The organism is Bosea vestrisii, assembly GCF_030144325.1.
Lineage (GTDB): Bacteria > Pseudomonadota > Alphaproteobacteria > Rhizobiales > Beijerinckiaceae > Allobosea > Allobosea vestrisii_A.
In genome coordinates, this window is sequence record NZ_CP126307.1 from 3,125,940 (window position 1) to 3,137,500 (window position 11,561).

Annotated in this window: 10 protein-coding genes and 1 pseudogene (1 of these 11 only partly in view); all 11 read right to left on the reverse strand. The window is 67.0% G+C overall.

Annotated elements, in window-relative coordinates:
• Positions 1–132: 132 nt before the first annotated feature.
• Entirely contained in the window at positions 133–1,080 is a 948-nt protein-coding gene (locus tag QO058_RS15495; RefSeq protein WP_126112953.1) for a sugar-binding transcriptional regulator, read from the reverse strand.
• A gap of 7 nt (positions 1,081–1,087) precedes the next feature.
• Entirely contained in the window at positions 1,088–1,765 is a 678-nt protein-coding gene (locus QO058_RS15500) for an HAD family hydrolase (RefSeq protein ID WP_284167221.1), read from the reverse strand.
• Between the two features lie 73 nt (positions 1,766–1,838).
• Positions 1,839–3,299, reverse strand: a complete 1,461-nt coding sequence (gene xylB / locus QO058_RS15505) for a xylulokinase (RefSeq protein WP_284167222.1) — start codon at positions 3,297–3,299, stop codon at positions 1,839–1,841.
• A gap of 30 nt (positions 3,300–3,329) precedes the next feature.
• Positions 3,330–4,361, reverse strand: a complete 1,032-nt coding sequence (locus QO058_RS15510; protein WP_284167223.1) for a zinc-dependent alcohol dehydrogenase — start codon at positions 4,359–4,361, stop codon at positions 3,330–3,332.
• 90 nt (positions 4,362–4,451) lie between these two features.
• On the reverse strand, positions 4,452–5,180 hold the full coding sequence (locus QO058_RS15515; protein WP_284167224.1) for an SDR family oxidoreductase: 729 nt from the start codon (positions 5,178–5,180) through the stop codon (positions 4,452–4,454).
• Positions 5,177–6,833, reverse strand: a pseudogene (locus QO058_RS15520) (FGGY-family carbohydrate kinase). The gene QO058_RS15515 and the pseudogene QO058_RS15520 overlap by 4 nt, the downstream one beginning before the upstream one ends.
• A 1-nt stretch (position 6,834) precedes the next feature.
• Positions 6,835–8,274, reverse strand: a complete 1,440-nt coding sequence (locus QO058_RS15525) for an FAD-dependent oxidoreductase (protein ID WP_284167225.1) — start codon at positions 8,272–8,274, stop codon at positions 6,835–6,837.
• Positions 8,275–8,348: 74 nt separating this feature from the next.
• Entirely contained in the window at positions 8,349–9,644 is a 1,296-nt protein-coding gene (locus tag QO058_RS15530; RefSeq protein WP_284167226.1) for an ABC transporter substrate-binding protein, read from the reverse strand.
• Between the two features lie 24 nt (positions 9,645–9,668).
• Positions 9,669–10,502: a carbohydrate ABC transporter permease gene (locus QO058_RS15535; RefSeq protein ID WP_284167227.1), complete on the reverse strand. Its 834-nt coding sequence runs from the start codon at positions 10,500–10,502 to the stop codon at positions 9,669–9,671.
• Positions 10,492–11,364: a carbohydrate ABC transporter permease gene (locus QO058_RS15540; protein ID WP_284167228.1), complete on the reverse strand. Its 873-nt coding sequence runs from the start codon at positions 11,362–11,364 to the stop codon at positions 10,492–10,494. The genes QO058_RS15535 and QO058_RS15540 overlap by 11 nt, the downstream gene beginning before the upstream one ends.
• A 79-nt stretch (positions 11,365–11,443) precedes the next feature.
• A protein-coding gene (locus QO058_RS15545) for a LacI family DNA-binding transcriptional regulator (protein ID WP_284167229.1) crosses the window boundary here: on the reverse strand, positions 11,444–11,561 show its end. Its footprint extends 977 nt past the window's final position; the window shows 118 of its 1,095 coding nt (coding positions 978–1,095); its start codon lies beyond the right edge, outside the window — the gene reads right to left on this strand; it ends in the stop codon at positions 11,444–11,446.

The following is an 11,561-nucleotide window of genomic DNA, read 5'->3' on the forward strand; positions in this document are numbered from 1 at the left end:
GCATATGCTCTTGGTTTAAGCATATGCTCGCACACTGGCTCTCTATGTCAACCATTGGTGACGGGCATGTGACAGCCGGCCGCCATTGCAGCTTGCAGTTCGGGGGAAAGACGAGGGAGATGATGGACGCGATCAGTCCGCGAGGAGCGCGCGCGCGGTGTCCTCGTCGGTGACGAGGCCGTTCACGATCTTGCCGGCCAGCGCGGCACGCAGCGGCGCGACCTTGGCCGGGCCCTGGCCGATGCAGATGCGCAGCCGGGCACTGCCGGGCTCTGGCGGCACGCTGGTCACGCGCAGATTGGTGCCGCGGTCGAGAAGGCGGCCTTCCGCGTCGAAGACCCAGCCGGTCACTTCGCCGACGGCGCCGTGGCGCACCATCTCGAGCAGCTCGCTGCGCGTCATGAAGCCGTCGCGGTACAGCACGGCGTCGTCGCCGATCTGGCTGATGCCCATCACCCAGAGATCGGCCTCGCCGGCGATGGCGCGGATTCGCCTGACCGATTCGATTTCTATGAGCTGGGCGCGTTCCTCGGGGCTCGACACGTAAAGCGGCAGCGGCATCGGGAAATGCTGTGCCTTGGTGATCTCGGCGAGCTTGACCAGCGTGTCGAAGGGGCTGGCCGAACCATCGGGGGAGATGGTCCCGACCAGTGAAACGAGCCGGTGTAACGGGCAGGACATCGCCGGAACGCGCTCGATGCTGGCCCGCATTGAGCGGCCGGTGCCGAGCGCCATGACCAGCGATTTGCGCGAGCGCAGCCAGCGCTCGATCAGCACGCCGCCGAGTGCCGCGACGCCGGCGGCCCCTGTCTCCGCCGAGCCATCGGACGGGGCGACGTCGCAATGCAACAGCTCGAACCGATCGCGCAGCCGTGCGGCGAGGTCCATGCAGGTGCTGATCGGGTGGTTCATGCGGAAGCTGATCAGCCCCTCGCTGCGGCAGAGCGAGACGAGGCGCTGCGCAGCCGGGCGCGAGATGTTCAGGATCTGTGCGATGTCGTCCTGCGTACGGCCGGCGATGTAGTAGAGCCAGCCGGCGCGGGCCGCATCGTCGAGGCGGGCGCTGTCATTATCGGCCATTGAAGCCTCAGCCGGCGACCGGCGCGAGCGCCAGCTCTCGCCAGGATTCGAAGAGGCGGTCGGCTCCGGCCGCCAGAAGCGCCTGGCGCTGGTCAAGAACGGCGAAATGGCTGCCGGCAGCCAGGCCGTAGGCCGTCATTCCCGCCGCCTTTGCTGCGGTGACCCCGCTGACGCTGTCCTCGATCACCAGGCAGCGCTCAGGCGCCACGCCGCGCTCATTGGCCGCCAGCAGGAACAGGTCCGGCGCAGGCTTGCCGCGCTTCACACGCGTCGTGCTGAAGATTCGCCCGGCGAAGAGATCCCAGAGATCCACCTTTCGCAAGCAGAGCTCGATGCGTTCTTCATCGCTGGACGAGGCGACGCAGTAGTCGCTTCCGAAGGCCTCGACGGCACTGCGGACGCCTGCGACCGGCTGGAGCTCGCTGTCGAACGCGGCGAAGAGCTGTGCCCGCCAGTCCGCAGTGAAGTCGGCCGAGGCCGGGCCGCCGGTCATTCGCTCGTAATCCTCAATGATAGCGCTGGACGGCCGCCCGAGATAGCGGCGCATGACCATCTCCAGATCATAGCTGGGATCGAAGGGCGAGAGAATATCGACAAGTGTGCGACAGCTGATGACCTCGCTGTCGACGAGCACGCCGTCGCAGTCGAGGATGACGAGGTCGAAAGGCGAGTGCGGAGAGGGCATCGGGCAACAACAGGTTTGAACGGATGCTCACATGAAGAGCATCTGCCCGATTTCCTGTCAAATTCGCTTCCGGTCAGCAGAGGCTGCGGCTGACCTCCGTTGCGCGTCGCCAGATCTCGTAGCGTTCCGAATATGCCGCAGCCCTCGCGGCGCGCGGGGCGAAGATGTCGACATCGCCGGATGGTGGCGTGCAGACTGCCTCCGGATCTTCGCCGGAGCAGGCCAGGCGGGCGAGGCGCGCGGCCCCGAATGCGGCGCCGGTCTCAGCCTGGCGATAGCGCGACAATGGCATATCCAGCACATCAGCGAGGATGGACAGCCACAGATCCGAACGCGAGCCGCCGCCGATGACCATGGCTTCCGCGATCGGCAGAGCATCGGCCTCCAGCGCGTTCTTGCCCTCGCGAAAAGCGAAGGCGACACCCTCAAGAACAGCCTGGGTCATGGCCTTGCGGTCGGTCTCGTAGCCCAGGCGTGCGAAACCGCCACGCATCTGCGGGTCGTTGTAAGGCGTGCGCTCGCCCGACAGATAAGGCGTGAAGAGCACGGACGAAGGGCGCTCCGTTAGCTGGCCGAGCTCGCCCAGCAGCGCGATTTCGGCTTGCCCGGAAACGGACGCCCACCAGCTCAGGCTGGCGGCGGCCGAGAGGTGAACCGACATCTGGTGCCAGCGGTTTGGCAGGGCGTGGCAGAAGGCGTGAACGGCGCTGTCGGCGCGCGGCTCGAAGCGCTCGGTCGTGCGCCAGAGCACGCCGGAGGTCCCCAATGACAGGAAGCTGGTGCCGGGTGCGACGGCTCCGAGGCCGACCGCTCCGGCGGCGTTGTCACCGCCCCCGCCGGCAAAGAGGGGCGGCGCGTCGAAGCCGAGCTCCCGGCTGAGTTCGGCCCGCATGCGACCTGCCGGCTGCGATCCTTCAACAAGCTCGGGCATGAAGCTGCGATCGAGCCCGGTCGCGTCCAGCATCCGATCTGACCAGTCGCGGCGGCCGACGTCGAGCCAGAGCGTTCCGGACGCATCGGACATGTCTTCGATCGCTTCGCCCGTCAGTGCGAGCCGCAGATAGGCCTTCGGCAACAGAACCCGGCGGGTTTGCTGGAAGATGTCGGGCTCGTGCCGGCGCACCCAGAGGAGCTTGGGCGCGGTGAAACCGGGCATGGCGATGTTGCCGGTGATCTCCCGGGAGTCCGGCTCGGCCGCCTCGATTTCGGTACATTCCGCAGCCGCACGGCCATCGTTCCAGAGCATGCAAGGCCGCAGCGGCCGATCGCGCTCGTCCAGCAGGACCGCACCGTGCATCTGCCCGGACAGCCCGATGCCTGCACAGCGGCGGAAAGCCTCGGGGCTGGCGTCCCTCAAGCCATGCAGGGCAGCCAGTGCGGCGCTGATCCAATCCGCGGGATTCTGCTCCGACCAGAGCAGCGCAGGGCGATCGACGGTGAGGTCTCGCACTGCAGTGGCGAGCACGTTCTGACGGCCGTCGACCAGCACGGCCTTGATCGATGAAGTCCCGAGATCGATGCCGATATAGGTCACATCAGAGCCTGCGAAGCGTGGTCAACGGAGTTAGCCGGGCAAGCCGCCCGGGTAGATCATGCTCTTCACCATGCCGGCTTCGTTGGCGGCGTGGCGCCGGAAGGCCGCCGGCCCGTCGGCAAGGGTGAAGCGGTGGCTGACCACGGCTTCGACGTCGACCCTGCCCAGCGCCACCAGCTCGATCGCGCGCGGATAGACATGCCCCATCCTGCGCGAGAACTTGATGTTGAGGCCGCGCCTGCGGGCTTCGGCCGCCGGGATCACATAGCTGTCGCCGTCCGGTATGCCGACCAGCACGACGCGGCCGCCGATGCGGGCCGCGCGGATGGCGTCGCGAAAGCCCTCCGGAGCGTTGGTCGCCTCGATCACCAGGGGCAGGCCTTCGCCCTTCGTCCATTCGGCGATATCAGCGACGCTCGCGCCAGCCTTGCTCGCCCCCAGTTTGAGGGCGAGATCACGGCGATGCGGCTGCGGATCGCAGGCGAGGACCTCTCCGACTCCCGCCGACCGCAACACCTGCAGGATCAGCAGGCCGATCGGCCCGCACCCGATCAGCGCCACTTTCTCGAGCAGGCGTGGCTTGGCGAGATCCACCGCATGGATCGCAACGCCGAGCGGCTCGAGCATGACCGCCTCGCTGGGCGAGAAGGCTTCCGGCACCGTGACGATCTGCGACTTCGGCACCCAGATCCGCTCGGTCATCGCTCCATCATGCGGCGGAGCCCCGATGAAGACGACCTCGGGACAGAGATTGGGATGGCCGCTCTGGCAATGCTCGCAACGCCCGCAGGCCTGGTTGGGATCGACGGCAACCAGCGCGCCACGCGCCAGGCCGAGCTCCGGCAGGTCCTCGGTCAGCCAGCCGCTGAATTCGTGGCCGGGGACGAAGGGAGTCGAGATCACGGCCGAGCCGATGCCGCCATCCTTGTAGTAGTGCAGATCGCTGCCGCAGAGCCCGACGGCAGCGACGTCGAGCAACGTCTCCCCCGCCGCCCCCTCGCGCAGGTTGAACGGCGCGACGCGTGCATCGCCCGCGGCATGGAGGAAAACGGCATGGGACATAATGGTCGAAGCTCCCTTGGCGAACGATACTCAAACAGATCTGTCGGTCGCCGAAATCGATTTCCTTGGTGATCTCAACCTACTGTGTGGCTAGAGATCCGTGCTTTGCGGCAGGATGACGAGATCGCGGATGGTGACGTTGCGAGGCCTCGTCAGCATGAAATGCACGGCTTCCGCCACTTCCTCCGCCTCGATCAGGCCGCCGCGGGCGCGCTCCGCCTCGAGCTTCTCCGGCGGCCAATCCGCGATCAGGGCCGTCACCACCGGGCCGGGCAGGACGGCGCCGACGCGCAGGCCATGCGGGATGACCTGGCGGCGCAGCGTGTGGACGAAGGCCTGCACCGCATGCTTCGAGGCCGTATAGACCGGCTCCCAGACCACCGGAACGACACCGGCCACCGAGCTGGTGACGAGGATGTCTCCGGTCTTGCGTGCGATCATGTGCGGCAGCACGGCGTGGATGCTGCGGAAAACCGCGTTGACGTTGAGGTTCAGCATACGGTCCCAGGCGTCGGGATCGCCCTCGCTGACCGGCCCGCCGACATAGGCGCCGGCATTGGCATGGAAGATGTCGAGCGCGCCCGCCATTTTTAGGATCTGCGGCAGCATGCCGGCGACGGAGGCGGGATCGGTCAGATCGACGACGAGCGGGATGGCATCCGTGCCGAGCGGCTTGCAGACCTGCGCCAGCGCTTGCCCGTCGCGGTCGACGAGGACGACGCGCACGCCGGCGGCGATCAGCCGTTTCGCGCAAGCAAGGCCGATCCCCGAGGCTGCGCCGGTGATCGCAGCGACTTTTCCGGTCAGGTCCTGGCTCACGTGATGGTCTCCGATACGGCTTGGATTCGTGCTGGCCGCATCAGCTCACGCGCCTGACGTGCGGCCGCCTGCAGCGCTTCGAAGGCGGCCAGACGCCGGGTGTGCAATTGGGCGATCTCGCCGCCGGCCGGGGTAAAGACCGTCGCGCCCGGTGCCATTCCGGCCATGGCCTCGCCGAGGTCGGGGAAGGCTTTTTGCCGCGGCTGCGGCGAGCATGGCCGAGCCGAGAAGGACGGGATCGACATCGTCCGGCACCAGCACCGGCAGACCCGAGCAGTCCGCCAGCAGTTGCCGGACCAGGGGATGGCGCCCGGCTCCGCCGCTGAGCACGATCGCCTCGACAACGGCGCCCTTCGCCCGGCTGACCTCAATGATCTGGCGCAGGCCGTAGCCGATGCCGGTGAGCCCCGCGACATAGAGCGCGACGAGATTGTCGAGGTCTCGCTCCATGCCGAGCCCGGAGACGACCGCCCGCGCCTGCGGATCGGCATGGGGTGAGCGGTTGCCGAGGAAGTCCGGCACGACGATCAGCTCGCCGGCGAGACGAGCCGCCTCCGATGGTCCATCGACATGTTGCAAAGCCTGCGCAGCGAGCCAGTCAGGCAGCGAGAGCCCATCCGCCTCGGCCCGGCGCTGCGCTTCGGGCGTGGCCGGATGGAATCCGATCAATTGCTCGATGGCAGCACCAGCTCCCGACTGCCCGCCCTCGTTGAGCCAGAGGCCGGGTGCCATCGCCGCAAAATAAGGTCCCCAGACACCGGGAATGAAGATCGGTTCGCGACTGCTCGCCATCGTGCAGGCCGAGGTACCGAAGACATAGGCCATACGGGTCAGAACAGTGCCGTGCGGAGAGCGCACGCCGATCGAACCGACGCCGCCGGCATGGGCGTCGATCAGCCCCGCAGCCACCGTGGTGCCCCGCTTCAAACCGAGCTCGGCCGCGGCCCTTTCCGTCAGCCCCTGTGCGAGCGCGGTGCCGCCCGGAACGATCTCCGTGCCGATCCGGGCGAAGCCGTCGTCAGCCAGATCGCCCAGCCCGACCTCATGGAAATAGCCGGCATCCCAGCGCCCTTCATGCGCGAGATAGGTCCATTTGCAGGTCACGGTGCAGGTCGAGCGCGCCAGCGAGCCGCTGGCGCGCCAGGTCAGGAAATCGGGCAGGTCGAAGAACTGCCAGGCGGCCTCATAGGTGGCGGGCAGCTTCTCCTTGAGCCAGAGCAGCTTCGGCGTCTCCATCTCGGGCGAGATCGTGCCGCCGACATAGGCGAGGACCGGATGGCGGGTCGCATTGATGCGCTCGGCCTGGTCGATGGCGCGGTGATCCATCCAGACGATAATGTCACGGCTGGCGTCGCCGTGCGGGCCGACCGGCAAGGGGGAGCCGCCCGGCCCAAGCACGACCAGAGAACAGGTCGCGTCGAAGCCGATGCCGGCGATCGCCTCCGGCGCAAGCCGGGCATGCGCCATCGCCTCGCGCACACTGGCGCAGACGGCCTGCCAGATATCCTCGCTCGACTGCTCGGCGATATCAGGCCCGTCCCGATAGAGCGCGATGTCGCGCTTGGCGGTCGCGACCATGCGCCCGGTCTGGTCGAAGATGCCGGCCCGCGCGCTGCCGGTGCCGACATCGATGCCGATGAAATGCCCGGCCATGTCAGGCCGCAGCGCGGTTCGGCGATCCGGCGCGGGTCCCGTCGGGATTGCGCAGATAGACCCCGTGCTCGAGCTGCTGGCGGCGCAGCTCCTCGACATCGATCTCGGCGGGTGGGCGATTGCCGCGCACCGATATCTTGGCGGCGCGGCCTGCCGCCTCGCCCATCGCCATGCAGGTCGCCATCACGCGGATCGCGCCCATCGCCTCATGCGTCGCCGAGATGCTGCGGCCCGCAACCAGCAGATTGCCGATCTTCTGCGGCACCAGCGAGCGGTAGGGAATGTCGTAGCAGTCGCCGCACCAGATCAGGGTGCAGCCATCATCGGCAGGCCGGTGGATGTCGATCGGATAGCTCGCAACCGCAATCGCATCGTCGAAATGCCTGCAGGCGAGCACGTCCTCCTGCGTCATCACGTATTGGCCGAGAATGCGGCGCGTCTCGCGGATGCCGAGGAAAGGCGCGGTCTTGGTGAAGTAGGCCTTCTCGAAGCCGGGCACATAGCCAACGAGGTAGGAGACGATGTCGTCGATCTGGGCGCGGCCCTCGATCTCGCCCTTGGTCAGGCTGCGGGCGTCGGTGCCGTCCGTGCCCTTGACGCGGGTCATGTTGATCCAGACCTCGCCCTTCTTCAGGCCGGTGATGATGATGGTGCGCTCATTGGCGATCTTCAGCCCGCGCTCGGCCTTGGCCTTGGCCATGAGCTCGCGCATGCCGACGACGATGAACTGGTGGTTCTGGCCGAAATACTCGGCCGGGATGAAGTCGGTGAGGTAGGTCCGCGCCTCTGGCGGCGCATTGGCGATGCTCAGGCGCAGCGCATCGGTGTCGACACCGGCGAGGCAGAACATCAGCGTCGGCGGCTGCATGCCGCCATCGGCATTGCCCTTCTCGGTCGGCACGCCGGCGCTATAGGCGACATCGGCATCGCCGCTGCAGTCGATCACCACCTTGGCGAGGGTCGCGGTGCGGCCGCTCTTGCTTTCGGTGATGACGCCGCGGATCGTGTCGTTCTCGACCAGCGCGCCCGCGAAGAAGGTATAAAACAACACATCGACGCCGGCTTCCGTGAGCATCTCGAGCGCGACCGTCTTCACCGCTTCGGGCTCGACCAAAGTGATGCCCATATGCAGCGGGCAAGGCCTGTGCTCGCTCGCCCCCTGGCGCTCCCGGCGCAGCCGCTCGATGAATTTCTGCGGCAGGCCATCGATGATCTGGTTGCCCTTCTGGCCGAGGAAACCAAGCACCGGCAGGCCGATCGTCATGTTGCCACCGACAAAGCTGCGGCTCTCGATCAGGCCAACGCGCAGACCGTCCTCGGCCGCGGCAAGCGCCGCCGTCAGGCCCGAAGGGCCGCCGCCGACGACGAGCACGTCGTACTCGGCCGAGACGGGAATGGAGCGCGCCGGCTCCTCGATAAAACGGGTCGCTGCGGTCGGCATGACGGAGATCCTTCAGAATAGGATGAATTCGGTGACGGCAGCGGGGCAGCGCGCCCCGCAGCCTGGGTCGACGATCAGGCGGGCATCATCGGCTTGATGCGCTCGATGATGGCGGAGACGGCATCCTTGACCGGCTTGCGGCCGAGTACGGCGAGCTGGACCTCCTCGAGGAAGGTCGCCTGGGCGCGGGCGGCTTCCGGGAAGGGCGGAAAGGCGCCGCGCGCCGTCGCCAGCACCTTGGCCTCGACCTCGGCGAGTGGGTTCTTGGCCTTCAACCCGGCATCGCCATAACTCGAGACGCGGACCGGGCCGTTACCGTTGATCGCCATGCCGAGCGTCACGCGCTTGCTCGACACCTCCTTGATGAAGCTCCACGCGAGCGCCTTGTCCTTGGCGTTTCTGGGGATCGACATTGCCCAGGCCTCGACGACGGAGGCCATCGGCGCCTTGCCACGGATCGTCGCCGAGCCCGGGAATTCGATCGCCTTGATCTTGCCAGGGAATTTGCTTTGCTCGGGATTGTTGAGCTGGCCGGCGCGCGCGAAGGGCAAGGGCGAAAAGGCAGCGCGGCCCTGCTGCATCCAGGTGACGTGATCGTCGTTCTTGGTCGTGGCATAGCTGCGCGGCAGCGAGCCCGCCTCGAACATGCCGCGCAGGGCTGCGAGCGCCGCCTCCATCGCCTCGCGGTTGGGTACGAGCTTGAGATCGGCGCTGATGAAATCACCGCCATAGGCGCGGGCGAACATCACCGGGAAGACGGCGAGGTCGCTCGCCAGCACCATGCCGACGACAGGCGTTCCCGCCTTCGAGGTGAAGGTACACTTCTTCGCCTGCTCGATCAGCTCTTCCAGCGTCGTCGGCGGGGCGGAGATACCGGCCTCCTCCAGCAGCGCCTCGTTGTAGAACAGCCCCTGCGTCGCATGGCGGACGGGAATGCCGATCAGCTTGCCGTCGACCGTCATGCCCTGAACGAGGCCAGGCGCGATATCGCCGAAATCCTCGATCGCGTCCTTGCTCTGATAGGCGTCGAGCGGCTCGAACAGCGCGGCGATCTGCGAGGTCGGGCGGTTGTCGATGAGATAGCCGATGCCGTACTCAGTCTCCTTCAGGCTGGCCTCGCGGAAGAGCCGGTCCTGCAGCGGGTTCGAGTCGAAGGTCGTGAAGGCGATCTCGGCATCGTTGGCCTTGCGCCAATCCTTGAGCAGGTCGCCATCGCCGCTGCCGAGCACGGTCTGATGGACCTTGTGGCTGAGGACGTTCAGCGTCTTGCCGGCGGCAAGGCCGGGGCCAGCGGCCAGCAGGGCTCCGGCCCCAGCTGCCCCGGCGATGAAACCGCGGCGCGTCAATTCGGTGGCGGGCTTTCTCGACATGGCTTCCTCCCTCTTTCTGGTTGGCTACCCCTTCGTCGAACCGGCGGTGAGGCCGGCCACGAGGTAGCGGTTCATGAAGACGACGAAGATGAGGACGGGCACGAGTTGCACCGTCGCGGCGGCGAACAGGATTCCCCAGTCGACTCCGTCGATGGAACCGATCATCTCGGAGATCACGAGCGGGGCGGTCTTGGCCTTCGTCGCAGTGAAGATGAAGGCGAAGAGGAACTCGTTCCAGGAGAAGACGATGACGAAGACCGCGACGGCGAGCACGCCGGGCATCGCGAGCGGCATGATGACCTTGCGCAGGATGGTCAGGCGGCTGGCGCCATCGATCGAGGCGGCCTCATCCAGCTCGCGCGGGATCTGGTCCATGAAGGTGCGCATCAGCACCGTGCCGAGCGAGACGAAGAAGGTCGCGTAGAGGAGGATCAGCACGAGATGCGTGTCGCTGAGGCCGAGCGCATTGACGATCGGAAAGAGCGGCAGCGTCACCACGATCGGCGGGATCAGGCGGACAATGATGAGCCCGAGCAGGCTCGCCCCGAGCCAGCGCCCGGAATTGCGTGAGTAGACATAGCCGGCGCAGGCGCTGGCGACGATGGCGAGCAGCGTCGCGCCGAGCGTGATCACGAAGCTGTTCAAAAGCCCGTCGAAAAAGACGCCCCAGGAGCGCCAGAGCTCGGCGTAGTGCTTGAATGTCGGCGCGAACAGCCATTTCGGCGGCACGGCGAAGATGTCCTGCCCCGGCTTCAGCGACGACATCGCAATGAACAGGATCGGGAACAGCGACCAGAACAGGATCGCGATGACGGCGAGCGCCTTGCCCGCCCCGATGAGAAGGCGCTCAGTGCGCATGGGCCACCCCTCCGCGCCTGAGCAGGAGGACGTAGGCGCCGGCGAGCAGGAGCGACGCCAGCACCATGATCCAGGCCGTCGCGGCGGCCGGGCCGAAGGCGTTGAAGCTGAAGGCTTCCTGATAGAGGTAGATCGCCACCACCTCGGTCGAGCGTGCCGGCCCGCCCTTGGTCAGCAGCCAGGCCTCCGAGAACAGTCGGAAGGCGAAGATGTAGCGGAAGAGCAGCGCGATCAGCATCGCCGGGCCGAGCAGCGGCAGCGTCACGCGCCGGAAGGCCTGCCAGCGCGTCGCCCCGTCGATCCGGGCCGCCTCATAGAGCTCGGCCGGGATGGCGAGGCGCGCCGCATAGACGATAACGAAGGTGAAGGGCAGGTGCAGCCAGATCGTCAAAAGGCCGATCAGTCCCATCGCGTGCGACGGCTCGAACGACCAGTCGAGCGTCGGCAGGCCGAGCGCCCGCAGCGCGAGCGTGATCGGGCCGGCGTCGGGATCGAACAGGAAGCGCCACATCACCACGGCGGTGACTTCGCTGACGGCATAGGGCGCGAGCACGGCGACCAGCAGAGAGCGCCGGAACGGCAGGCCGCTGGCGAAGAGCAGGGCCATGCCGAGGCCGACAGCGAGCTCCAGATGCACGGCGACGACGACGAGAACGACCGTGTTCCACAGCGCGCTGTGAAAGGCTGGATCGGCGAGGACGCGCCAATAGTTCTGCAGGCCAACGAAGCTCGGCGCCTGGCCGAAGCTCGAGGTGTTGAGGCTCAGCCAGACGACATAGAGCGACGGCAGCACGATCACGCTCAGGATGAGCAGATGCACCGGCGCAAGCAGCGGCAGTATCCGTGCCGTTCTTTGAAGCACGCTTTCCTCCAGATCTTCTTTCGCTCCGGGCTCTCTCGGCCCGGTGGCTCGGACGCTGGGCGTCCGCAGTCGCTATTCGTCAGTGCACCGCCTTGGGCGAAGCGGCGGGTCTCTCCGCGTTCGGAAGCAGATCAGGGTCGCGGGTGTTGCCACGATCCGCCCCATCGGCGAGCTCGCGCACGGAGTCGCGCACCTGC